This window comes from Pedobacter nyackensis, from assembly GCF_032678475.1.
Classification (GTDB): Bacteria; Bacteroidota; Bacteroidia; order Sphingobacteriales; family Sphingobacteriaceae; genus Pedobacter; species Pedobacter nyackensis_A.
Genome location: NZ_JAVTSF010000002.1, coordinates 777,388 through 803,115, shown reverse-complemented (window position 1 = coordinate 803,115; position 25,728 = coordinate 777,388). Strand labels below are relative to the sequence as shown.

The window sequence follows — 25,728 nt, the reverse complement described above, 5'->3', positions numbered from 1 at the left end:
AGTATGTAATATTGCATTATGGTTTTTAAGTTAGACGATAATAGGGTCGTTTTTCCAAATCCGGAGTTGGCAGATCCGGATGGGTTATTAGCAATAGGAGGTGATTTAAGGCCTGATCGGTTGATCCTGGCGTATCAAAATGGGATTTTCCCCTGGTTTAGCGAGGGTGATCCGATATGCTGGTACGCCCCTGTAGAACGTTGCGTTATTTTTCCCGATTGCGTAATGGTGAGCAAAAGCATGGCTAAGTTGTTTAAAGGAAGTACTTTTAAAGTTACCTACGATGAAGCGTTTAAAGAGGTGATTGAGACCTGTGCTAAAATTGGTAGAAAAGATCAGGAGGGAACCTGGATAACCAGAGATATGCAACAGGCTTATATCACATTACATAAATTGGGTTACGCACATAGTGTAGAAGTCTGGCAGGAAGATAAACTGGTTGGCGGACTATATGGAATTCAGATGAACCAGGTCTTTTGTGGTGAAAGTATGTTCAGTAAGGTCAGCAATGCTTCTAAATATGCGTTGATCTGGCTCTGTAAGCATAAAAAATTTAAGGTCATAGATTGTCAGCTACCTAACGACCATTTAATGAGTCTTGGTGCCGAAATGATTAGTAACGAAGAGTATCAGAGCTATTTGAAGGTTATTTAAGCAGCTCGCTGATATCTTCTTTGCTTAGTGATTTGAAGAAACTCTCTTCCGTGGTAATTAGAGAACTGGCAAGTCTCTTTTTGCGGTTTTGAAGCGCAAGGATCTTTTCTTCAACAGTGTCTTTCGCAATAAACTTATATATAAAAACTTTTTTGTCTTGCCCTATCCTGTGTGTCCGGTCAATCGCTTGTTGTTCAACAGCAGGGTTCCACCAGGGGTCGAGGATAAATACATAATCAGCCTGTGTTAAGTTCAAGCCTACACCTCCGGCTTTTATAGAAATTAAAAAGACTTTTAATTCGGTGTTCTGCTGAAATTCGGCAACTATTTCTCCGCGGTTTTTAGTGGATCCATCAAGATAAGCAAAAGGGATTTTTTCCTCATCCAGGTATTGCCTGAAAATACTTAAATGCTTTACAAACTGAGAAAAGATGAGCACTTTATGCCCGCCTTTAAGAACGTTGTCGAGCGTATGTACCACATTTTCAAACTTTCCGGAGTCGGAGGTATATTCATCATCAATCATGACCGGGTGATTAGCCAACTGACGTAAGGCAGTAAGCCCCTGTAAAAGCTGTACTTGCTTTTTGGCATAAGTCCCGTCATCCATAGCCGTTAACAGGTCGTTTCTGTAAGCAGATTTGGTTTTTTCGTAATATGCTGCCTGATCTTCACTCATATTACAATAGAAGATCTGTTCGGTTTTAGCAGGTAATTCTGCTGCTACCTGTTCTTTTGTTCTTCGCAACACAAAAGGCTTAATGATGGCCTGTAGTTTTCGGGCTTTATCTTCATCTTTTCGCTTTTCAATCGCCTGTACATACTCTTCATTGAAGAAAGCTTGCGTGCCAAGTAACCCCGGATTTAAAAAAGTAAGCTGGGTCCAAAGATCGCTGACAGAGTTTTCAACAGGTGTACCACTCAGGATCAGTTTATGTCTTGATTTAAGTGCTTTCACCGCCTTGAAAGATTTAGATGAAGGGTTTTTGATGTTCTGACTTTCATCAAGGATGATGTAGCTAAAGTAAAAATCCTTGATTGTATCAATATCTACCCGGGTAATACCATAGGTGGTAATGATGATGTCGAAATCGGAAAACCTGCTTACATCTTTATTCCTTGATGTTCCGGTGTGGGCATGGATTTTTAACTTTGGTGTAAACTTCTTCGCCTCATTTAGCCAGTTGTAGATTAATGAAGTGGGCATAACAATAAGTGAGGTACTGTGTTTGCCGTTTTCCTGATCTTCTTCCTTAAGTTTTTGCAGCATTGCCAAGGTCTGTATGGTTTTACCCAGACCCATATCATCGGCTAGGCAGCCTCCAAAGTTATATTCCCTTAAAAAGCTGAACCAGTTGTATCCTGCTTTTTGATAGCTGCGTAAATCGCCTTTAAAATGAACCGGCATTTGTGTATCTGCAATATTCTCAAAATCATTAAGCTTTTGAAGCTTACGACTTAAGGTAATATTGGCGATGCCATCTTCAGCAAGTTCATTGATCAGACCAATATGATGCTTCTTAAGCTTAAGTGCTTTGCCCCCATCCGAAAGACTGAATAGGCTACCATATTGGGTAAACCATTTATCCGGGATAATGGCAATTGAGCCATCGGGGAGTGTAAATTCTCTTTTTTTATGAAGGATATGTTGTTTTAAAGAGATGAAGGGCACGGGATGGTTGCCAAAGTAAACAATGGCATTGATATCGAACCAGTCATTGTCTTCTTTAATTTCAAAATCTATTTTGTTTACCGCAAACAGAAATCTCTTATTGCCGCGATGCTGTTCTATTTCAAAACCTTCCTGTTTTAACTGCTCTAAATGTTCGTTAACCCAGTTGATGACTGCGTAGGATTGATCTTCTTCATGGTCGACGGCCACCTCCAGGTGGTGATATAATGCACTTGTTTTTTTTAAACCAAGTTCAATAAGGTCGCTGAACTTTTGTTTTTCCCAGGCTACATTTCTTTTAATGCGTGTAAAAATGTAATTATCCTTTTCTTTATGTAAGTGTACCGTTACTTTTTTCTCATTGCCCATAGCAAAGGCATGGTCACCATAATTAAAATACAGTTGCAGCTGCGATACGCCTCCATCCACATAAATGACTTTTATGACAGGAGTTGGCTCGTGTTTCTCTGTTTTGATGTCAAAGCCCTCTGCATAAACGTGATATTTCTCTATCAGGGGAGCTACGAATTTTCCAAAATAAGCTTCTTCGGTTGATTTCGGGATGGTGATAAACCGCTTGTTTAAAAAGGGGAGTAGTTTTTTGCCTTCAATATCCTGTTCAAAGAAATAAAGCATATCATTAAGCAGCAACCATGAAGGTTGATTGCTGATGATTTGAGCGTCTTTAAACATAAAGTCAATACGTAAGCCCTGGTGTTTTATCGTTGGGAAGTAACGTGTTTCGGTTTCATTTCTTCTAAAGTGAAATAATACCGTTGAAGGTTCGGCAGCGATTTCTATTTTTCTTTCGGCAGGCCATCCATCTTTATCCATCAGATATAAACGGCCTTCCTCTTTTAAAAACTCCAGTACCTCTGATAATTTCTTTTCAATCTTTGGTCGCACGCTTTCATAAAACTTATCATTAAAAAACTTGCTAAAGAATTCTACCGGCCTGATCGCTTTTTTATGAAATTTCTTGATAATGTAATCCTGCTCCGTTTCATCAAGTATTTTAATGAGTTTAAGATCCCTTTCTGTTAGGTGTTTTGCAAATTCACCTGCCGTGTGAGAAAAAATACGCTGATAAGTTAATGAAAAGTCTCCCTGAGGGTTTAATTGAACAATATGAGGCTCAATTAAGTAACCAAGATACGCGTGTTTACATATAGAGTATACAATTTTGCAAGGTTTGGAACTATCTACACGTAACATTGGCAAAGGATTAAAACAATCAGAGGATAAGCATTTAAAAATCTCTAAACTTACATCAAATACAGTTGCTTTCAAATAAAATACATGAATTATTACTGATTTTTTATTTCTGTTGGTCGAAAAAATTGGGCTGTTCGTCGGCTATTACATAGATGTTGCCTAAAAGGAAGAAAAAGGCTGTAACGTTTTTGCTTATAAAACGACTTATATGTAAACAATTTAACAACCTTAAAACTTAAAAATATGAAAACTTTAGTAAAAACATTATTCGTTTCTGCGCTCACAGCAATCGTTTTATCTTCTTCTGTATATACATCTGTTGCTGCAGAGAAGGCCCCCCATTTTTTTGCGGTTTCAACAGAAATTGATTTTAACAAGGTGGTGATTACGGGAAATGTAAACGTTGAACTTATTCAATCCGATAAGCAGAAAGTGGTGATCTATGAAAACTACAATAATGCGACTACGTCGGTTAAGCAAAGAGGAGATAAATTATTTATCAATTCTAAAGAAGAAGAACCTATTAGTATTATAGTTTACGTAAAAGACTTGCAAAGAATAGATGCCAGTAATACGGTAACCGTGAGAACGGGTAAATTCTCTTCAAGTGTATTGCAGGTATTTTTAAAAGATAAAGCCAGGGCATCAGTAAGTGCTGAGATCGGTAGCCTTTATACAGTTATAAAAGATAACTCAGAGTTGAAATTAAGAGGTACAACAAAAGATCATGTATCTATTAAAAGTAGAGTTGCCAAATTAAAAACAGAGAGTTTTGCTGCATTAAATACAACCAGCACTCAGGTTGAGGAAATGACTTTAGTAGACAATAATGTACTGAGCCTTTCTAAGGACACCGTAATTGCAGAACGCATCGTTAGATAAGATATTAGATTTTAGCGCAAGAAATGGCCGGAGTATTTATGCCCCGGCTTTTTCATGACCTGAATTTTACCGGATTTCGGATAATGTTACGTTCTTTTGTAAAATAATTCTGATCAGGGACTGCTCGCATTATTAATATAATCAGTTACTTACCTAAAAGGTTGTGTGTATGTTGAAAATTATTTGTCGCATACCAGGCATAATAGTTGTAAACTTATAATGTATTTAACAAACAGGGATCTGTTCTTTAATTATTGTATACATGGAAGAGGAATTTTACTTTGATTTTAGTGATGATGCCCAACGGTCCGTTGAGCGTTACGAGGAGATGATACGGAATAAGGATCAGTATTTTTTTGATGCCCAGGCTTTTGAAAATATTATTGATTATTATATTGAGAAGAGCGACCCGGTAAAGGCCCTTCAGGTTATTGAATATGCGGTAAACCAACATCCCTACGCTGTCGTATTTTTGGTTAAACAAGCGCAGTTGTTTTTTATAACTGATCAGACAGAAAGGGCGTTTTTGGCATTGCAGAAAGCAGAAATGCTGGAGGCTTCGGAAGCTGAAATCTATATTCTGAGAGGGAACATCTTTAATAGTTTAGAACGGTATTCAGAAGCGCTTGATAACTTTCAGAAGGCGCTTGAGTTTGCGGAGACAACAGACGAAATTCTGTTGCAAATCGCTTACGTATATCAGAATATGCTGGATTATGAAAGCGCAATTGTATACATTAAACAGAGCCTTGAACAAAATATGGAAAACAAAGACGGTTTATATGAGCTTGCTTTTTGTTACGACATACTAGATAAACAGGAAGAAAGTATACAGTTTTACCAGGAATATATTGATAACGATCCGTATTCCTATGCCGCCTGGTACAATCTGGCCAATTCTTATCATAAACTTGATTTGTTTGAAAAAGCAATTGACGCTTATGACTATGCCATCTTAATAAAAGACAACTTTGCTTCAGCCTACTATAACAAGGGAAATGCACTTGTTCAGTTAGACCGTTATATGGAGGCAATTGAAGTTTATAAACAGACTTTTGAATATGAACCACCAAATGCAGATACCTATTGCGCTATTGGCGAGTGTTATGAGAAGCTGGAGAAGATGGACGAAGCGAGGTCTTATTACAAGAAATCAGTGAAAATGGATGCAAAGATGGCTGATGCATGGTTTGGAATAGGTGTTACCCTGAACTTTGAAGAACGTTACTTCGAATCACTGCATTTTTACAGAAAAGCGCTGGAGCTGGATGGCGAAAATCCTGATTTTTGGTTTGCAATGGCCGACGCGCATTATAAATTGGGTCAGATAGAGGAGTCTGTGGAAGCTTATTATAAAGTATTGGAGTATAATCCGGTAGATGTGGAAGCCTGGCTTGATTTTTCAACAGTACTCTATGAGCAGGGTAAATTACTGGAAGCATCGGAAACTATTGCCGATGCAATTAAGAATAATCCCGATGCGGCAGAGCTTTATTATCGTATGGTAGCGTATTTATTCGCCCTTGGTAAAAAGAATGAAGCTTTGTTATACCTTGAAACGGCCTTGGTAACCGATCCTGAAAAGCACTACATTTTGTTCGAGTACCTACCTCAATTGCAGGATAACAGCTCGATTATTGAGGTGATCAGCAGGTATATTAAATAGATTTGTACCTTTTTATTAGATAGTATTGATAAAAACTGTCTAATTTTTTTTCACCTTTGTGACCTATATGAATTACCCATTGAATAATATACCGGAACGTCCAGTAAAACCACGCAATAAAGGAATTACGATGGTTATGGATAAAGGATTAAGTTTAAGACAAACAGAAGATTTTATAGAAGTAGCCGGAATACATACTGATATTGTAAAGTTAGGATGGGCAACCTCCTTTGTTACTCCAAATCTGAAAGAGAAGTTACAGATCTACAAAGATGCTGGAATTCCTACCTATTTTGGAGGGACACTTTTCGAAGCGTTTGTAATACGTAATCAGTTTGATGATTATCGCAGAGTGCTTGATCAGTTTGGAATGGAGTACGCGGAAGTGTCTGACGGGTCTATTACCATAGAGCATGATTTGAAATGTGAATTTATTCAGAAGCTTGCTACACAGGTAACTGTAATTTCCGAAGTAGGTTCTAAAGATGCGACTAAAATATTTGCACCTTACAAATGGATCAAGTTAATGAATGCAGAGATCGAAGCAGGTTCATGGAAGGTAATTGCTGAGGCTAGAGAAGGTGGAAACGTAGGTATTTACCGTGGTTCTGGCGAAGTTCGGGAAGGTTTGGTTGATGAGATCTTGACGCAAATTCCGGAGGAAACGATTATCTGGGAAGCTCCTCAAAAGGAACAACAGGTATGGTTTATTAAACTTCTGGGAGCTAACGTAAACATCGGTAATATTGCTCCTGCAGAAGTGATCCCCTTAGAAACCATACGTCTGGGTTTAAGAGGTGATACATTTGATCATTTTTTGAACCTTGGGAAATAATTCCATAAAGCTATTCGCATAGATAAATGAGAAAATTTGGTTTAATAGGTTATCCTTTATCACATTCTTTTTCAAAGAAATTCTTTGCAGAAAAATTTAAAGAAGAGCGTATTGCTAACTGTGAATACGAACTTTATCCGATAGAAAATATAGAGCTGTTTGCTAAACTATTAGCCGACGAGCAGGAGCTTAAGGGCCTGAATGTAACCATACCTTACAAAGTGCAGGTGTTGCCTTTTTTAGATGAACTGGATGAGGCAGCAGCAGAAATAGGTGCTGTAAACTGTATTGCAATTGAGCGAAAGAACGAGACTTCTTACATTAAGGGTTATAATACGGACGCTTATGGCTTTGAAGAATCTTTAAAGCCCTTACTTGAACCTCATCATCGTAAAGCTTTGGTTTTTGGCGATGGAGGAGCAGCAAAGGCAGTAAAGTATGTGCTTAATAAATTGGGGATATCTTTCCTGGTGGTGACTAGAAGGCCTTCGGAAGATAGTATTTTGTATGATGCGGTAGATGAAGCGATGCTTCAGGGGTATACGATATTAATAAACACGACCCCACTGGGTATGTCACCAAATATAGAAAGCCTTCCAGATATACCTTATCAGTTTTTAGATAACAGACATATTGGTTACGACCTTGTATATAACCCGGAGGAAACCAGTTTTCTGAAACAGGTAAAAGATAAGGGTGGAAAAATAAAAAATGGGCTTGAAATGTTGCATTTGCAAGCGATACGTTCCTGGGAGATTTGGAATCTATAAAATGAAAAGGTATTTCTTTCTTTATTTCTTCATAGGGTTACTGGCCTTATCGGCCTGTAACAGCAGCAGCTATACGCCTAAACCAAGAGGGTATTTTAAGATAGATTTTCCTGCTAAGGCATATGAGGTTTATGATCAGAATTGCCCCTTTTCATTTGAGTACCCAAAATACGCCGTTTTGGTGCCTGATAGTAGTAGAGGTACTCAGCCTTGCTGGTACAATCTAGCGTTTCCACAGTTTAACGGACGAATTCACCTAACCTATTATGACGTATCCTCAAAGAAGGAGTACGAGAACTTAATTGAAGACGCGAGAACGTTCGCATTTAAACATACAGTGAAGGCAAATGCGATTGATCAGAAGGTGATCAATTATCCTGAGAAAAAGGTTTACGGCATTTACTATTCAATTGATGGCAATACCGCTTCATCAGTGCAGTTCTTTTTGACGGACAGCACAAAACATTACTTTAGAGGCGCCTTGTATTTTAACGAAAGGCCGCAATATGATTCGATTCAACCGGTAGTTAACTTTATTAAAAAGGATATAGACCGGATGATCAGTACTTTTAAATGGAAAAACTAAGATTAAGATAAACATGATAAATATCAAGCAATTCACATTTAATCCTGTACGGGAAAACACATATATCCTGTTTGATGAAACTGCGGAGTGTGTAATTATTGATCCGGGAATGTACGATGCTGAAGAGCAGAATGCTGTTGTCAATTTTATAAAAGAGAAAGGGTTAAAGCCCGTACTTTTATTGAACACGCATTGTCATTATGATCATGTGTTTGGAAATAAATTTGTTTACGATCAGTGGGGATTAAAGCCGCAGTTTCATAAAGGGGAGCTTTATGTATTACAGGCTATACCGGGTTATGTACCACAAATGGGGTTGCACTATGAACTTTCACCAGAGCCAGAAGTATTTTTAGGAGAGTCAGGAAAGGTTAGTTTTGGTAACAGTCAGCTTGAATTGATATTTGCACCTGGTCATTCTCCTGCGCATTTATGTTTCTATGCTGCAGCAGATAATTTTTTAATTGGTGGGGATGTTTTATTTTACAGTAGTATAGGTCGAACAGACCTCCCTGGTGGTAACCATTTACAATTAATCGATAGTATCAAAAATAACTTGTTTATATTGCCTGATGATTGCAGGGTTTATCCCGGTCATGGTCCATCAACAACCATAGGTTTTGAAAAACAACATAATCCTTTTTTACAGTAAGTAAGAGAATTAAAAGTATTGAATACACCATTTTATATAGCTCGCAGGTACCTTTTTGCAAAAAAGTCCACCAATGCCATCAACATCATATCTGCAATTTCTGTAGTAGGTGTTTTTGTGGGTAGTGCAGCTTTGATTATTATATTGTCCGTATTCAATGGATTTGAAGAAGTGGTGTTAAAAATGTTCAATACCATTACACCGCAGATCGTGATCTCGCCGGCACAGGGTAAAACATTCGATCCTAATTCCGCATATTTTAATGAACTAAGAAAGAAAAAGGATATCTATTCTTTTACAGAAGTCCTTTCTGAAAACGCATTATTAAGGTATAACGACAAGCAGTCGGTTGGCTTGGTTAAAGGCGTCAGTGCAGATTATTTAAAAAATAAAAGTTTAGACAGTATCACTATTGATGGTGAATTCAAGCTGGAGAATAAAAGTTTGAATTATGCTGTTATAGGTTCGGCAATACAGACTTTTTTGATGGTTAATACAACTGATCCGTTTAACCCATTACAAGTTTTTTCTCCTAAAAAGAGGAGTAATCATACTGGATCGATTAATCCTGCAGATGATTTTACTATTCTTTCTATTCCTGTATCAGGGGTTTTTGAAGTCCAGCAGGATTTTGATAATATAGCGGTAGTGCCTTTAAGGTTTGCGAGGAAGCTCCTGGAAGAACCCGCAAAAGTTTCATCTATTGAGATTAACCTGAATGATGGGGTTGATGCGGATAAGTTTAAAGCGGCTATAGAAAGCGAAATTGGTAAGGACTTTGAAATAAAGAACCGGATACAGCAAAATAAGGTACTTTATAACATTCTGGGCAGTGAGAAATGGGCTGTGTATATCATCCTTACATTTATATTAATTATTGCCATATTTAATATTATAGGCTCATTAACGATGCTTGTTATTGATAAACTTAAAGACATAGCCATTTTGAGCAGCCTTGGTGCTGGCAAAACCTTAATAAAGCGTATCTTTCTTTTTGAAGGAATGATGATTACTATGGCCGGATGTGTTTTTGGTTTAATCATCGGACTGATCTTTTGTTTGTTGCAACAAAAATTTGGCTGGATAAAAATGTCCCAGGACAATCTGGTGATTACCAACGCTTATCCAGTTGCATTAAAATGGAAAGATTTTTTACTCGTATTTTTAACAGTTAGTGTTTTTTCTTTTATGGCATCAGCTTTGTCAGCTAATTTAAGTGTGAAGAAGATTAATCATTTAAATCAAGATCTCTAAAATCATGAATATATTTAAAAGTCAGTTGTTTTTAATAGTAGCAATTCTTATCGCGGTTGTAGCTTGTAATTCTAAACCTACAGAGGTAAAAGATAATCAGGCTCGTATCATGAAAGGCTTGTATAGTTATGGTCCCGAGTTGAAGTCTTTTACCGAGTGTGAGGATGGCAATGAATATTGGGTTGCCGACAGTGCGAAGACACTGGAACTGGCCTATAATAACCTGGGTTTTGAAAAGCCTTATGAGCCGGTGTATATAGAAGTAGAATGTCGTATGATTAAGTCTGACACCTTAAGTATGTCTGCTGATTTTGACTCAACAATGGTTGTGACTAAATTGTTAAAGATTACGAAAGAAATACCTGATGGCCCTTGTAACTAAGGTATCAGGTATATATTTTGTTTGATTGGGGATATTAATCCTTTTTCCTGGGCCATTTTAAATAATACGTCAATGGCTTTTCTACCTTCGGTCCCAAGCTCAATACTGTATTTATTGACGTATAGTTCTATATGCTTATACATCACCTCTTCACTCATTTCCTGAGCATGTTGTTTGATGAATTCAAGTCCTGATTTTGGATTTTCAAAGGCAAATTCAACAGATTTTTTTATTAATCTGTTTACCTTTTCTTTAGTCTGCCGATCGAGATTCCTGTTAATGACAATCCCTCCCAAGGGAATTGCACACCCTGTTTCCTGCTCCCAATAACTTCCTAAATCAAGGATTTTATGCAGACCTTTATCGGTATAGGTAAACCTGTTTTCATGAATAATTAGGCCCAGGTCAATCCTGTCTTCCAGTAATGCGGTTTCAATTTCCGAGAAAACCATTTCCTGTTTATCCGTCAAATGGGGGAATGCAATACCCAGTAAGAAGTTCGCGGTAGTATAACGTCCGGGGATTCCGACCTTATAAGTTGAGTCTAAATTTTTTTTCTTTTGTAACAGATCCTCGTTATGACAAATGAGTAATGGGCCAACACCAAAGCCTAGGGCACTTCCGGAATCCAGTAATGCATATTGTTCGCATACGTGTGCAAAGGCATGAAAGCTGAGTTTAGTAATATCCAGCTCAGCTCTCAAAGCTTTTTGATTGAGTGTTTCCACATCGTCGAAGAAAACTTCGAATTCTAATCCTTCGGTATCAATTTTATGATGAATTAAAGCATCAAAAATAAAAGTATCATTAGGACAGGGAGAAAAGCCAAGACTAAGTTTCATGTAGTAAAGGTAAGGACTAAGAAAAAATGCTTGGTTATGTATTTGTCAAAAATCCAATAGCCCATTCATTAAGGTTTTTTATAGCAGGGCCGATTTGCCAGTTGGCTTTGTTTCGGGGTTCAACATAATTGGAGATGCTTCGGATCTGAAGACATGGCAAAGCCTCATTTTCGCAGCAATAAATTACTGCAGCTCCTTCCATGCTTTCAACTTCAGGATTGAATCGTTCCATCATTCTGGCAATACTGTTTTGGTTGCCATGTACTCGGTTTACGGTTATTCCATGCACTTTTGGTAATTTTTCGACTTCATTGTTTAGTAAATTGTTTCGGGCGATATACTTTGTCTTGCCAAATCCTAATTCATCGATACTTAAAAATGTATCACCATTTTCAGCACCCAATTCAGCAAACTCGTCGCTTACTACATTTACAACAGTTGATAAAGGTATCTCCTGATTAAAACTTCCTGCAATGCCCAGGTTGAGTACAAGCTTGTAATGGCCTGACAAATGTTTGCCAAGGGCATACGCAGTTGCTGTCATGCCTACTCCTGTAATCAGCACATCGAAGTCTTTTGTTCTCACAAAATTCTGCATCGGCAGTCCGAAATGAGTAATCAGTAAAGCTATTTCTGCCCTTGTAGCGGCAACCAAAAGAATCTTCATGATAGCTAAGTTAGATAATTAACCTTTCTACTTTAACCTTTCTGCGTATATTTGTCAATAATATAACAGAGAATGATTTATATAACCAGAAAAGCATCATTTAACGCAGCGCATAAATTGTCCAGACCAGATTGGACTGAAGATAAAAATACTGAAGTTTACGGCAAATGTGCCAATCCAAACTGGCACGGACACAATTATCATTTGTATGTGACCGTTAAGGGGGAAATTAATCCTGAAACTGGATTTTTGGTGGATCTTAAGTGGCTTAAAGATATTACCAATACCCATGTTGTGGACAAGATCGATCACAAAAACTTAAATCTTGATGTTGATTTTATGAAAGGTAAACTGGCATCAACAGAAAACCTTGCTATTGCCATTTGGGAACAACTAGTCGATCTGATTGCAGAATCAGGCGCACAATTACACTGCATAAAAATTTACGAGACTGAAAACAACTTTGTTGAATATTTCGGTCAATAACTGTACATATGGACAATCACACAAATCATTTTGATGAGGAAGAAGATAACGGGTACATTAAAATAGACCGTTATAATGAACACAAAATAGCTTCTGTAGCTCATCATTATAAAGATATTTTGGAAAAAATTGGGGAGAACCCAAATCGTGAAGGTTTGATAAAGACACCAGAGCGCGTGGCTAAGGCACTGCAATACCTTACACATGGCTATGACATGGATCCTTCCCATATCTTGCGTTCAGCAATGTTTAAAGAGGATTATAGTCAAATGGTTGTAGTAAAAGATATTGAGGTATTCTCGATGTGCGAACACCACATGCTGCCATTTTTTGGTAAGGCCCATGTTGCCTATATTCCAAATGGGCATATTGTTGGTTTAAGTAAGATACCACGTATTGTTGACGCTTTTGCTCGCAGACTACAGGTACAAGAGCGTTTAACCAATGAGATCAGAGATTGTATTCAAGATACCTTGATGCCTGCCGGAGTTGCGGTTGTTATCGAATGTAAGCATTTGTGTATGGCCATGAGAGGTATTCAGAAGCAAAATTCTGTAACTACAACTTCTGCATTTACAGGTGAATTTGCGAAGGATAAAACCAGAGCAGAATTTTTAAGATTAATTACAGCTAATTTACATTAAGGAACCAGGATTAAGGAGTGATGATGAAACAGACTTATCATTAATCTTTGCGCCTTAATTTTTATATTATAAAAAATGAAAGCATATATATTTCCAGGACAGGGTGCACAATTCTCTGGTATGGGTAAAGAACTTTACGAAAACGAAGCAGCAAAAACATTATTTGAGCAAGCCAATGAAATCATCGGTTTCCGCATTAGTGACATTATGTTTTCGGGTACTGACGAAGAATTGAAACAAACTAAAGTTACACAGCCAGCTATATTTTTGCATTCTGTAATATTAGCAAAAACACTTGGCGAGTCTTTTAAACCAGATATGGTAGCTGGACACTCTTTAGGCGAATTTTCTGCCCTGGTAGCTGCTTCTGCTTTATCTTTTGAAGATGGATTGAGGTTGGTTATCACACGTGCCAATGCAATGCAACGTGCATGTGAATTACAACCTTCAACTATGGCGGCTATTCTTGGCCTGGCCGACGACGTGGTTGAAAGCGTATGTGCATCCATTGAGGATGTGGTGGTTGCAGCCAATTATAACTGTCCCGGGCAAATTGTGATATCTGGTACTATTGAAGGTGTTGATGCTGCTTGTCAGAAGTTAACAGAAGCAGGGGCGAAGCGTGCGTTAAAATTAAATGTGGGCGGAGCATTCCATTCACCTTTAATGGAGCCGGCAAGAGTAGAGTTGCAGGAAGCGATAGAAAAAGTTACTATTAACCCTCCGGTATGTCCTATTTATCAGAATGTAGATCCGGTAGCTAATACCGATCCTCAAAAAATAAAAGCTAATTTAATCACTCAATTAACGGGTGCAGTAAAATGGACACAGACCATCGAGCGTATGATTGCTGATGGCGCTGATGAATTTGTTGAAGTTGGCCCGGGAAATGTACTACAGGGTTTGGTTAAGAAAGTTAACAGGGCGGTTCAGACCAGCTCTGCTGCAAATGCGTAATTTATAATGAATCTTTAAATGATACAACAAGCGTGAGTATAAGAGGTAAAATAAGATTTCTTTTATTAGTACTGGGCGCCTGTTGTATCATTACTGCCTTATCATTAAAACATTCCATCACAAAAAAAGAACTGCTCAGGTATGACGCCCGTCAGCTTCAGGAAAACCTTAAAGTAAAGGAGCAAGCTATTTATGATTTTCTTGCTGATTCCAACAAGGTAGAGCAGGCTAAAAAGTTTGACCAAAATGAACTAAGCAGCTCTAATTTCATTAAAAATTATTCGAATAAGGGTGTTAATATTTTAGTTTATAAAAATAATGACCTTAAATTCTGGAGCTCTTTCAATTCCTTTCCTCTCGATCCCGAGTCTATCAAAGAGGGATCTTCTTTTGTTAGCCTTCGTTATGGATCATACGAGCTGATTAAAAGAACATCTGCTGATTACACACTTCTCTTTCTTATAGAGGTAAAAAGGATGTTTGATATTCAGAATAATTACCTTGAAAATACAATTTCAAAGTATCTATCGCCTTCAAAGGCCTTGTCGTTAGCTTCTTATACCGATGCCGAAGTGTATGGTATAAAGAACTTAAATGGTGATCCGTTGTTTGAAGTGAAATTAAAACAGGGATATACAAAAAGTATATATAGTATCGTTGAGGTGTGGCTTTGGATAATCGGTCTCTTTAGCATTTGTCTGTTTTTTAACTCGTTTTGTACCTGGCTGGTGAGAAGAGGTGATCTGTGGGCCGGGACTTTTCTTTTGGCCCTCTTCTTCTTAATTGTTAGAATTTCTGATCTTGAATATGGTTGGTTTAACAATCAGTTTAACCTGCAGATATTTAGTCCCACAATATATGGTGAGAGTTTCTTTCTCCCCTCGCTTGGAGATTTCTTACTCAATGTAATTGCCATTACCTGGGTCGTTTTATTCATATACACCTATAAGGATAAATATAGGATGCCAGAATGGTTGTCTGCTAACAAAACTGCCGGCCTGCTATTTCACCTGGTTCTATTGATTGCTTTCTCTTCATTGGCCTTCCTTTTTGATAAAGTGTTTTTCGGGTTGATCATCAATTCAAAAATTAATTTTAATATCACCAATATCATTAACCTGGGCTGGATTAGCTGGGTTAGTATCATTATCCTATGCCTGGTATGGTTTAATGTCTATCTGATCGGTAATATCTTTATGCAGCAAACACTGGGGCTTAATGTTACCAATAAGGAGCGGCTTGTTCTATTTCTTGCGGCTTTTTTTGCTTACCTGATTTATCGTATTGCTACCGGTTTTAGCGTGTTTTTTATTGCATATGCGCTGTTTATTTTTATCATGGGATGGAATATTTATATCAGGAACAATAAGTTCTCTATAGGTATTTTTGCCGCCCTGTTTTTTTGTCTGGCATTTATTACTTCCATTAAATATCTCAGGTTTACTGAAACAAAGGAGAAAAGTAACCGCAATACCATCGCCGAAAAGTTAAGCTATGCTGATGATCCTAAGATTATCAATTCTATTGAAAAGCTGGAAAAAGCAGCGTCTGAAGATGCATTTATTGCTGAATATTTTAAAAGGCCATTGCTGACGGGCTCATTTGATTTAGAGAAGCATATCAATAAAATTTTGCTCGATGGTTACCTTACGCAATACGAAATCAACTTATACGAATACAATGAGCAGGATTCAGCTATATCAGATAGAGGGATTATTCCATTAAGTTATTATAAGAATTTAGTGATGTCGGGTTCCGTTAAGGTACCGGAGTCTAAATCTTTTTATAGGTTAAACTATACTTTTGGTTATCAGCACTATTTCGGAATCATTCCTATTCTTGTCGACAATCATATCCTGGGGACACTTGTAATAGATCTTAAATCTCCGCAGTACAATTACAATAGCCAGCTTCCTGAGATCCTTGTAGATGGTAAGGTTAAGACTGAGGAGGACTATAGCAATTATTCGTTTGCGTTTTATAACTCTGGTAAGCTAATCAACCAATCAGGGAAGTATACCTATAAATTATCCAATACAGGGTTTCATGGGCAGATAGGTAAAAGTATAATCGTTAATGACACGTTGAATTATACGCATTTGGTTTATATGCCAGCGAATTCAAAAATTATTGTAATTAGTAAGGAGCGGGTTTCCTATGTGGTAAGACTGGCGACCCTGTCATTCTTCTTCCTTGTTTTTATTATTTTTTCTGTGCTGCTCTATGCATTGATCTGGCTGGTTAAAAATATTGATGAGAGTTGGGGAGGTTGGTTTAATATCAATCGATCATTGATGATCAATGCAAATAAGATCCTCTATAAAACCAGGATACAATTCTCTATTGTGCTGTCCGTTGTAGCTACATTGCTAATTGTAGGCTGGACTACCTATTTTTACATCAGAGATGAGTACCGTAAGCAGCAAGAGAGTTTTATCAAGGAAAAGATACGAAAAGTACAGCAGTCATATGAGAAGAAAATCTTTAGTACAGGTGCTATTCCGGAGTTTACAGATCAGGCAAATGCCGACTTTAAGCAGTTTGCTAATATAAATGCCACTTATTTGAATCTTTTCGATACAGAGGGGAATGTGCGTTTTACCTCATTGCCTAAGATTTATGATTTTGGTATCATCGGTAAAAAGATGGAGCCAATTGCATATATCCATTTGAAACTACAGAAGATATCGGAATATATTAATCCCTCGGAACAGATTGGAGACTTTAGGTATGCATCAGCTTATGCGCCAATACGGGATGCGGAGAATAAAACTATTGCTTATATCGGCTTGCCATATTATGGAAATGAAGCGGACTATCAGGCGAAAATAGGCCTCTTTATCAATACGCTGATTAATATCTACGCCCTGGTTTTTGTGGCGATTGGAATCCTTGCTGTTTTTCTTGCCAAGCAGATTACAAGTCCACTAACCTTTATACAGGACAGTATTAGGAAAACAAAACTGGGGCAGAAAAACCAACCGATTCAGTGGTCACGTCATGATGAGATCGGGTCTTTGATAAAAGAATATAATAAGATGCTTGCGGCGCTGGAAGAGAGCGCTGCGAAACTTGCACGTTCTGAACGGGAGAGTGCCTGGAGAGAAATGGCTAAGCAAGTGGCACATGAAATTAAGAATCCCTTAACTCCATTGAAACTAGGGGTACAATTACTTGAGAAATCATGGAAGGAAAAAGATCCTAATTTTGAGAAGAAATTTGAACGGTTTAATAAATCATTTATTGAACAGATTGATAGTTTGTCGACTATTGCCTCTGAATTTTCAAACTTTGCTAAAATGCCGGATACCAAGCTTGAAAAGCTTCGCTTGCTACCTATTATTGAGCAAGCCAGAAATGTGTTTACGAATACGGAAGATGCTGAAATCTATATCTTTAATAATACAGCTATGGATGTATTGGTATTGGGGGATAAAGATCAGATGCTGCGGACCTTTAATAACTTACTTAAGAATGGAATTGAGGCAGGGAACTCGAATGAAAAATGTGTAATTAAAGTCCGTGTTTTTCATGATGAAACGAATGTTTTTATAGAAGTTGAAGACAATGGTAACGGTATAGATCCTTATCTGCAGAACAAGATCTTTGTTCCTAATTTTACAACGAAATCTTCCGGTACTGGATTGGGGCTCGCATTTGTGAAGCAAGCTGTAGAAAATGCGGGGGGAACAGTTGACTTTAGATCCGGATCTGATATTGGTACAACGTTTTACCTTAGTTTTCCCTTATCTTAGGGTGATGGAAGCCTTACCCATGGTAAATCCGTCTGCATATAGAATAATAGAGTAGTCGCCTTTTATAAAGGGATTCGGGTTAACCCAATCCATTGTGTAGTGGGCACTGTCATCATTGTACAATATTGTGGTAGAAGAAGTGTATTGCATTTCTTGCCCATCGGCCTCAAACATGTTAGACTCATTTGCAATAAGGTTGCCTACTGGGTCAAAAATGCGGAGAAAGATTTTGTGATAGTTTATATCAGCGAGCGGGTTAGGCACAATATTGAATTTAACGCTTAGTTTTTTTGCAGTACTAGCACGGGTTACTTCAATGTTTTTTCCGTTGCTTTTAACCCGGTAAGCGAAAACCTGAACATTGGCAGCTTTTAAAGCCGCACTTGTTTTTACTTTTGCATTTAGTTCTGCATTTTTCTTTGCAAGGGTTTCAGCTTTAGCACTTTCAGCATAAGCAAATTCTTTTAAACTATCGCGCTGTGATTTGAGTGCTAAGTTTTCTTTTCTCAGCTGCAACACCTGCTCATTGTGGATTTTAACGAATTCTCTTAATTCCCGGACTTCCTTTTGTGCCGTTACTAAATTTTGTTGCGTTAGGACACCTTTTTCCAGTGCTAGTTTAAGCTCTGCTATTTTTTTTCTTGCAGAGTCTTGTTCATCCTGAAGCTTCTTGCTCAGGACCATGTTAATGTTATTTACCTTATCCAGTTCAACTTCAATCTTTTCAATTTCAAGTTTTAGCCGGTCCTTTTCGGTATTTATGGAAACAAAGCGTCCAGTTTGTCGCTCGTCTTTTATATATAAATAAAGATTGGTGCCAATTAACGCTGCGATAACAACAATCAAAAAATAGATCTTGTTACGGTCACCTTTATTTACAATATCATTTTTGTCTGACATTTTTCTTTTAAAAATAAAACAGTAAACAAGGAATAGTTTAAATGTAGGATTAGGTAAAAAAACATTCAATTTGTATGAGACCTAAAAAAAAATTGTTTAATTGCTAAGATCAGCGAGGACACTGTATGCTGAACACAACAAAATGAAACCAAATTTATATCATAACTAACTACAAAAAATGTTTAAAACGATAATCTATGCACTGTTATCAATCATAATAACCCCTATTTCCCTGATAGCACAGAACCCTACAAAAATTGCTCCAAAAAGAGAGTTTAGGGGGGTGTGGGTTGCAACAGTTGCTAACATAGACTGGCCATCTAAACCTGGTTTGAGCGTTGACCAGCAGAAACAGGAGCTTATTGGACTGTTGGAACAGCATAAAGCCAATGGTATGAATGCAATAATGCTGCAGGTTAGGCCGGCTGCGGATGCATTTTATGCTAAGTCGCGCGAGCCATGGAGCCAGTGGCTGATGGGCAAGCAGGGACTGGCGCCGGCACCAGATTATGATCCATTAGCATTTGCCATAAAAGAAGCTCATTCCAGGGGAATGGAATTACATGCCTGGTTTAATCCTTATAGGGCGACTATGAGTGCAAATACAGTGGTAAGTGCCGATCATATGACTAGAAAAAGACCTGATTTATTTTTTGTTTATGGAGGTAAGAAACAGTTTGATCCTGGAATACCAGAGGTAAGAGAACATATTGTACAGGTTATACTTGATGTGGTAAAAGGGTACGACGTTGATGGGATACATTTTGATGATTATTTTTATCCATATAAAATAGCCGGACAAACCATTAATGATGCTTCAACATTTAAAAAATATCCGAATGGTTTTACGGACGTATCAGACTGGCGCCGCAATAATGTTGACCTCTTGATTAAACAGCTGGACGACAGTATTCACCACTATAAAAAATATGTGAAATTTGGGATTAGCCCTTTTGGGATCTGGAAAAATATTGCTGAAGATAGTTTAGGTTCGGCTACCAATGGTTTGTCGAACTATTCAGAATTGTATGCTGATTCCAGGAAATGGGTAAAGGAGGGATGGGTTGACTATATCAATCCGCAAATCTATTTTAGTTTTACGCGTAAGGCTGCACCGTTTGGAACATTGGTTGACTGGTGGAGTAACAATAATTTCGGCAGGCATGTGTATGTTGGTCAGGGTGCTTATTTAATACACAATGGAGTAGCGAAGAAGGAGGCGGCATGGGCACTCCCGAACCAGATCCCCAATCAAATCAGACACATCAGAAACAGTAACCGCATACAAGGGAGTGTGTTTTTTAGCTCTAAATCTTTCTCTAATGTTGCCAGGGCATTAGGTGATTCTTTGAGGAATGATTTATATAAATATCCTTCCTTACCACCGCAGATGCCTTGGTTGGATGATATTGTGCCGAATAAACCCGAAAACCTTTTGGCGGAAGTTCATCCAGACGGTGTACATCTGAAATGGGAGAAACCATTGCAAGCTTCAGATGGCGAGACAGCTTCAGGCTATGTAGTTTACCGATTTAATGAAGGAGAAAAAATAGAAGTGTTAGATGCGAAGAATATCATTAAGATCAGCTTCGAAGAGTTTACACATTTTATAGACACCAACGCTGAGAAAGGGAAACGATACAATTATCTTGTCACCGCATTAGACAGGCTTAAGAATGAAAGTGAGCCAAGTGGTCCGGTAGGTATTGAGACAAAAGATCTTGCCAGTGCGAAGTAAACTGGAATGACGATTGAATAAAAAGTTGTAAAAGTGAAATGGGCTCAATATCATATTGAGCCCATTTCACTTTTATAAGAATATCCTTTTTTTATTTCTGAGGCACCAATACAAGGCGAATATAATTGTCATCACTTAGGTACTTCTGTGCAGTTGCTTTTGATGTCTCAACAGTAACTTTATCCAGTCGTTCTTTGATGTTCATAATCTGATCCAGATTATCTCCTTGTTTTTCACGATTGCTTAGGTAGTTTAACCAAAAACTATTGTCACGTAAGCTCAATTCAATCTGGCGTTGTTCTTCAGATTTAAATTTACTGATGTCATCTGTTGTAGCGCCATTGTCTTTAATATGATTCACTTCATCAAGTGCTGCGGCAATTAGTTTTTCAACGTTTGCAGTTGCACAGCTGAATGAAATAGTGAAATAATAATGGGCTTTTGGATACTTTTCAACGCTTATACCTACCTGTGGACTATAAACTCCACTCTCTTTTTCACGTAGGCGTTCCAATATCTTGTTCTCTAAGGCTGCTTTTAATGCATTTAACTGCATATTGGTGTCGGCGCTGTATTCATAGTCGCCGTGAATATATAATTGAACAGCTGCTTTGTCTTCAAGTCCTTTGTATACTGTTTTGCTGATTTTTCCTTTTGGAGGATAAACACCGTTATCTACGAAGTTCTGTTTCTTGTTTAAAAAAGGTAAGCCGGCAATGTATGTTTCGATAAGGGGTTTAATTTTTTCTATATCAAATGCACCAACGATTACGAACGTTTGTTCGCTATTGTCTGCAAATCTGTCTTTATAAAAGTCGAAAGCTACATCTAATGAAATTTTATCCAAGTCTGCAGGGGTTAAAGGCATACCGCGTTTGTGGTAAGAAGACAAAACGGCTTGTACAGTGTCTGCGAAAACACTTTCAGGATTGGCACCTTTGTTTTCCAGGCTAACTCTAAAGTCTTTAAGGCTTTTATTGAAGATTTCCGGATCTTTACGTGGGTTGGTTCCATAAGCGTAAACCATTTGGAAAGCAGTTTCAAGATCTTTTGGAGTAGCGCTTCCATTGTAACCCTGATACAGGTCGCCAATGTATGCTTCTGCTCTTCCGGTATTTCCGGCAAGTAATTTATTGAGCTGAGTAGGATTGAAATCGCCGACGCCACTGCCAGGAATCAAGCTAACTGCGCTTGCCGACTGAAGGTTTTCATCTGTGGCCAGTGATGTACCTCCTTTAGAGAAGGAGTTGAAAATAATCTGATCATTTTTAAAATCAGTAGGCTTGAGTAATACCTTAATGCCATTGCTTAAGGTAAGTGTAGTTACTCCTATTTTATCATTTTTTTGCTCACTAACAATTTTTCCTGCTACGGGCTTTTTGTCCAGTAAAGGTTTATTTACCGAATTGTCTACATAAGCAGTTACATTGTTCGAAGCATTTTTTAATGCGGCAAGTAGCTGTGCTTCAGTAGGAAGATTAGCCTTTTCCTTTTCAGGGGCCTGAACAATAATGATCTGGTTTTCTTTCGTGATTAGTGTTTTTGCTAAAGCATTTACGTCAGCCAGGGTAATTTCTGCCAGTGCTTTTTTAGTCAGCTCGTAAGTATACTCAGTAGAAGGAATGCTTGTGCCGGTAAGGAAATGGTTAAGATATTTTTGTACAAAAGAAGAGGAACCTGTTTTATCTTTCTCCTTTAATCTGATTTCGTTCCCGGCTTCAATATTTTTCTTGATAACATCCAGTTCCGATTGCGTAAAGCCATATTTGTTCATACGTTCGTTTTCAGCCAGAACAGCTATGAAAGCTTTTTCAAGGGTAGCTCCTGATGTGGATACCGCAACAGATTGAAATGCGTTGATGCCTGGAACCAGGCCGCCCTGATAGGAACCAAATCCACTCTGTGCTTGTAAAAAGGGAGCGTTCCCTTTTTGCATGATCTCCTGGATTCTTGAAGCCAACATGTTATTGATCATGTTGTATACCATGCTTTTTTTGTAGTCAGTAGTTGTTTTTAGTACGCTTCCTCTTTGTTTATACATGATCTGAGCTACATTGTATTGTTGTTCCGGATCAGTAATAATTTTCACCAGTGGAGCGACATTATCAGGTAAATCATAGCTTAAACGAGGTCTTGGATTTGTTGGGTTTGTCAGTACCGAGAAGTTTTCTTTAATTAACTGCTCAACCTCATTTACGTCAAAATCACCAACAGCAATTACAGCTTGGAGGTTTGGTCTGTACCAGTCTTTATAAAAATTTCTGATTTTGTCGTGGGTAAAGCTGTTTAAGATGTCTATTTTGCCGATAGGTAAGCGGTCCGCATAGCGTGAGCCCTTCAAAAGTACAGGTAGTAATTGTTTGCTCATTCGGTCTTGCGCGTTTTTACCACGCTGACGGTCTTCTTCGACGATTACACCTCGTTCTTTATCGATTTCATCACCTTCCATTACAATTTTTCCCGCCCAGTTCGCTAATATTTTGAAACCTGTTCTAAATACGGTAGTGCTGTCGGTTGGGATAGGTAACTGATAAACAGTTTGGTCAAAACCTGTATAAGCATTCAGGTCGGCACCAAAACGTACACCTGCTTTTTGCAGATAATTGATCATTTCATTTTTAGGAAAATCCTTTGTTCCGTTAAATGCCATGTGCTCGGTAAAGTGAGCTAAACCTTGCTGGTTGTCATCTTCCATTAAAGAACCAATACGTGTTGCCAGGTATAATTCCGCACGATTATTAGGCTCAGAGTTTTTTCTTATATAATAAGTCAGCCCATTTGATAGCTTGCCGATCTTTACATTAGGGTCATTTGGAATAAGACTTCCTTGTGTCTTTGCTACGGAAGTGGTTGTTGCTTTTTTAACAACAGCAGTCTTTTTCTGAGCATATGCGGGAGCGTTTACAACAAAAAGTGCTGCCAGACCTATGCTAAGGACGCTAAAATGTTTTTTCATGAAAATAAGTTTATAGTCAAACCTACGAACGTGTTTCTCTAATCAGTAGGAATTTAACATTATTTAACAGTAATATGTGAATGTCACTTTTGTCGGACACAATCTGATATTCACTAATTTTTCTTCAAAAAAAATCCCGCTATTGTAAGCAATAGCGGGATTAAATATACAAATAACTGTATTAAAATTTATAACGAACAAAGGCTTCCATAGCTTCATATTCAGCTAAACCTAAGCTGTCATAAGCCTGTGCGGTTTCTCTGTTTCTGTCTTCAGCACGTTGCCAGAATTCTCTTGGGTCATCTCCAGGGAAAACGGCGGTGTCTTTTTGCGACTGGTGTTTGAAGATCGCCATTTTTTTACGCTCAACTTCCTGCGGACTAAGTGGTACAGCCATTTCAATTTCATGTGTTTCGAATTCCTGCCATGCACCACGGTACATCCATAACCAACAATCCTTAACCCATTCTTCCGTTTTAGCTAAACGTTTTAACGCTTCTAAAATGATGTTAAAACAAACAATGTGTGTGCCGTGTGGATCTTCAAAATCTCCGGCAGCAAATACCTGATGAGGTTTTACTTTTTGAAGTAATTCCATTGTTAAAACTACATCAGTATCAGTTACAGGGTTTTTCTGGCTCTTGCCACTTTCGTAGAAAGGTAATGCCATAAAGTGGATATGATCATCGTCTAAACCACAATATCTCGCTCCCGCAATAGCCTCACCTTTTCTGATTAGGCCTTTTACAGTTTGAATCTCTGGTGTATCGATCTGGTTTGGTTGCTTTTTCTCCATAAAAGCGCGCATGTTTTGATAGAGTTTTTTTAATTCCTCAGTATCAAGGCCCATTTTTGCAGAAAAATCAATATTGAACTCTACAAAACGTAAAGCATCATCGTCCCAGACAGCAGTATTACCCGAAGTTTGGTAAGCTACGTGAACATCTTGTTTTTGATCTGCCAGACGGATAAATGTACCGCCCATAGAGATCACATCATCATCAGGGTGTGGAGAGAAAATGATTGAACGTTTTTTCGCAGGTTCTGCTCTTTCCGGTCTTTGTGAATCATCTGCATTAGGTTTGCCACCTGGCCATCCTGTAATGGTATGTTGTAGCTTGTTAAATACATCGATGTTGATGTTATAAACAGGGCCTTTTTCAACCGCTAGTTGTGCCATACCGTGATTGTTATAATCATCTTCGGTAAGCTTAAGAATAGGTTTTTTAAGGGTATTGGCTAGCCAGATAACAGCTTTTTTGGTTAACACCAGGTCATCCCATGAACAATCTTTAACCAACCATGGCGTATCAAAACGAGTAAGCATTGAAGCCGCATCCTTATCTAATATAAATTCAACATGATCAGATAACTGTAGGTAAGTAGCCGGAACTTCACTTGAAATTTCGCCCTCAACAGTTTTCTTAATAATCGGTGCTTTCTTCCTGTTCCAGGCCATCAGGATAATTTCCCTGGCTTTGAAAATAGTACCTACACCCATTGTAATTGCTTTTGTAGGAACAAAAGATTTGCCACCAAAGTCTCTGGCTGCATCTCGTCTGGTCAGATCATCAAGAGTAACCAGGCGTGTTCCAGAGTTTGGTGCAGAACCTGGCTCGTTGAAACCGATGTGACCTGTACGTCCGATACCGAGGATTTGAATATCTAATCCTCCCAGGTCTCCAATCTTTTTCTCATAATTCAGGCAAAATGCAGGAATTTCTTCTAGACTTAATGTCCCGTCCGGAATATTTACATTGTTTTTGTCAATGTCAATGTGGTCAAACAGGTTTTCATTCATGAAGGTAACATAACTCTGTGCAGCAGTAGGTTGCATAGGGTAATATTCATCCAGGTTAAAGGTAATCACATTTTTAAAACTCAAACCTTCCTCTTTATGCATTCTTACCAATTCGGCATAAACAGCAATCGGTGTAGCTCCTGTAGCCAAACCTAAAACTGCGTGAGCATTGTTTTTTTGTTTTTCCCTAATGAGATCCCCGATGCGATGAGCAACGCTAAGTGATGCTGCTTTGGGGTTTTCAAAGACAGAAACCGGCAGTTTTTCAAAGCGAGTTTCTTCCAGAAGATTTAATCTAGCCATTTAGTTTGTTCTTAAATTTTGTACGGAGCAGTAAATATAGGTAACCTGTTGACTTTATCAAATTTTTTAAGAAGTATAAGTTACTTATTTTTTCAATGCTTTTTATTCAAT

20 protein-coding genes are annotated in these 25,728 nt (G+C 38.0%); 14 read left to right on the top strand and 6 right to left on the bottom strand.

Features of this window, described 5'->3' with window-relative positions; all coding sequences use genetic code 11:
* Positions 1–18 precede the first annotated feature (18 nt).
* Complete coding sequence (gene aat, locus R2Q84_RS10910) at positions 19–654, top strand: leucyl/phenylalanyl-tRNA--protein transferase (protein WP_316816569.1); 636 nt, start codon at positions 19–21, stop codon at positions 652–654.
* Here aat and R2Q84_RS10905 read toward each other — a convergent pair.
* Positions 647–3,541, bottom strand: a complete 2,895-nt coding sequence (locus R2Q84_RS10905; RefSeq protein ID WP_316816568.1) for a DEAD/DEAH box helicase — start codon at positions 3,539–3,541, stop codon at positions 647–649. The genes aat and R2Q84_RS10905 overlap by 8 nt on opposite strands.
* Before the next feature lie 243 nt (positions 3,542–3,784).
* Here R2Q84_RS10905 and R2Q84_RS10900 point away from each other — a divergent pair, with 243 nt between their 5' ends.
* From R2Q84_RS10900 to R2Q84_RS10865, 8 genes are all read left to right on the top strand, one after another.
* Entirely contained in the window at positions 3,785–4,423 is a 639-nt protein-coding gene (locus R2Q84_RS10900) for a GIN domain-containing protein (RefSeq protein WP_316816567.1), read from the top strand.
* Positions 4,424–4,685: 262 nt separating this feature from the next.
* Positions 4,686–6,089, top strand: a complete 1,404-nt coding sequence (locus R2Q84_RS10895) for a tetratricopeptide repeat protein (RefSeq protein ID WP_316816566.1) — start codon at positions 4,686–4,688, stop codon at positions 6,087–6,089.
* A 67-nt stretch (positions 6,090–6,156) separates the two neighbouring features.
* Entirely contained in the window at positions 6,157–6,924 is a 768-nt protein-coding gene (locus R2Q84_RS10890; protein ID WP_316816565.1) for a phosphosulfolactate synthase, read from the top strand.
* A gap of 26 nt (positions 6,925–6,950) precedes the next feature.
* Entirely contained in the window at positions 6,951–7,694 is a 744-nt protein-coding gene (gene aroE / locus R2Q84_RS10885) for a shikimate dehydrogenase (protein ID WP_316816564.1), read from the top strand.
* Between the two features lies 1 nt (position 7,695).
* Positions 7,696–8,280, top strand: coding sequence for a gliding motility lipoprotein GldD (gene gldD, locus R2Q84_RS10880; RefSeq protein WP_316816563.1), 585 nt, complete (start codon positions 7,696–7,698; stop codon positions 8,278–8,280).
* A 13-nt stretch (positions 8,281–8,293) separates the two neighbouring features.
* Positions 8,294–8,932 carry an MBL fold metallo-hydrolase gene (locus R2Q84_RS10875; protein ID WP_316816562.1) on the top strand — a complete coding sequence of 213 codons (639 nt, stop codon included), beginning with the start codon at positions 8,294–8,296 and terminating at the stop codon, positions 8,930–8,932.
* Between the two features lie 18 nt (positions 8,933–8,950).
* Entirely contained in the window at positions 8,951–10,186 is a 1,236-nt protein-coding gene (locus R2Q84_RS10870) for an ABC transporter permease (protein WP_316816561.1), read from the top strand.
* A 4-nt stretch (positions 10,187–10,190) separates the two neighbouring features.
* Positions 10,191–10,568: a hypothetical protein gene (locus R2Q84_RS10865; RefSeq protein WP_316816560.1), complete on the top strand. Its 378-nt coding sequence runs from the start codon at positions 10,191–10,193 to the stop codon at positions 10,566–10,568.
* On the opposite strand, the gene R2Q84_RS10860 is transcribed toward R2Q84_RS10865, so the two are convergent.
* A complete protein-coding gene (locus R2Q84_RS10860; RefSeq protein WP_316816559.1) occupies positions 10,565–11,410 on the bottom strand; it encodes a 1,4-dihydroxy-6-naphthoate synthase in 846 nt (281 codons plus the stop codon). The two genes, R2Q84_RS10865 and R2Q84_RS10860, sit on opposite strands and share 4 nt — an antisense overlap.
* Positions 11,411–11,444: 34 nt before the next feature.
* Complete coding sequence (gene mqnB, locus R2Q84_RS10855) at positions 11,445–12,077, bottom strand: futalosine hydrolase (RefSeq protein WP_316816558.1); 633 nt, start codon at positions 12,075–12,077, stop codon at positions 11,445–11,447.
* A 72-nt stretch (positions 12,078–12,149) separates the two neighbouring features.
* Between mqnB and R2Q84_RS10850 the strand changes: the two genes are divergently transcribed.
* From R2Q84_RS10850 to R2Q84_RS10835, 4 genes are all read left to right on the top strand, one after another.
* Positions 12,150–12,563 (top strand): 6-pyruvoyl trahydropterin synthase family protein, encoded by a 414-nt coding sequence (locus tag R2Q84_RS10850; RefSeq protein WP_316816557.1) that lies wholly within the window; start codon positions 12,150–12,152, stop codon positions 12,561–12,563.
* A gap of 8 nt (positions 12,564–12,571) precedes the next feature.
* A complete protein-coding gene (gene folE / locus R2Q84_RS10845) occupies positions 12,572–13,207 on the top strand; it encodes a GTP cyclohydrolase I FolE (protein WP_316816556.1) in 636 nt (211 codons plus the stop codon).
* A gap of 75 nt (positions 13,208–13,282) precedes the next feature.
* Positions 13,283–14,164 (top strand): ACP S-malonyltransferase, encoded by an 882-nt coding sequence (gene fabD / locus R2Q84_RS10840; RefSeq protein WP_316816555.1) that lies wholly within the window; start codon positions 13,283–13,285, stop codon positions 14,162–14,164.
* A 32-nt stretch (positions 14,165–14,196) separates the two neighbouring features.
* Positions 14,197–17,919 (top strand): HAMP domain-containing sensor histidine kinase, encoded by a 3,723-nt coding sequence (locus tag R2Q84_RS10835; protein WP_316816554.1) that lies wholly within the window; start codon positions 14,197–14,199, stop codon positions 17,917–17,919.
* On the opposite strand, the gene R2Q84_RS10830 is transcribed toward R2Q84_RS10835, so the two are convergent.
* Positions 17,911–18,819 (bottom strand): hypothetical protein, encoded by a 909-nt coding sequence (locus tag R2Q84_RS10830; protein ID WP_316816553.1) that lies wholly within the window; start codon positions 18,817–18,819, stop codon positions 17,911–17,913. The two genes, R2Q84_RS10835 and R2Q84_RS10830, sit on opposite strands and share 9 nt — an antisense overlap.
* A gap of 178 nt (positions 18,820–18,997) precedes the next feature.
* On the opposite strand from R2Q84_RS10830, the gene R2Q84_RS10825 reads away from it, so the two are divergent.
* Positions 18,998–20,557 (top strand): glycoside hydrolase family 10 protein, encoded by a 1,560-nt coding sequence (locus tag R2Q84_RS10825; RefSeq protein WP_316816552.1) that lies wholly within the window; start codon positions 18,998–19,000, stop codon positions 20,555–20,557.
* Positions 20,558–20,648: 91 nt separating this feature from the next.
* On the opposite strand, the gene R2Q84_RS10820 is transcribed toward R2Q84_RS10825, so the two are convergent.
* Both R2Q84_RS10820 and nagB read right to left on the bottom strand, forming a co-directional pair.
* Positions 20,649–23,513 carry a M16 family metallopeptidase gene (locus tag R2Q84_RS10820; RefSeq protein ID WP_316816551.1) on the bottom strand — a complete coding sequence of 955 codons (2,865 nt, stop codon included), beginning with the start codon at positions 23,511–23,513 and terminating at the stop codon, positions 20,649–20,651.
* A gap of 181 nt (positions 23,514–23,694) precedes the next feature.
* Positions 23,695–25,617: a glucosamine-6-phosphate deaminase gene (nagB, locus tag R2Q84_RS10815; RefSeq protein ID WP_316816550.1), complete on the bottom strand. Its 1,923-nt coding sequence runs from the start codon at positions 25,615–25,617 to the stop codon at positions 23,695–23,697.
* Between the last annotated feature and the right edge of the window lie 111 nt (positions 25,618–25,728).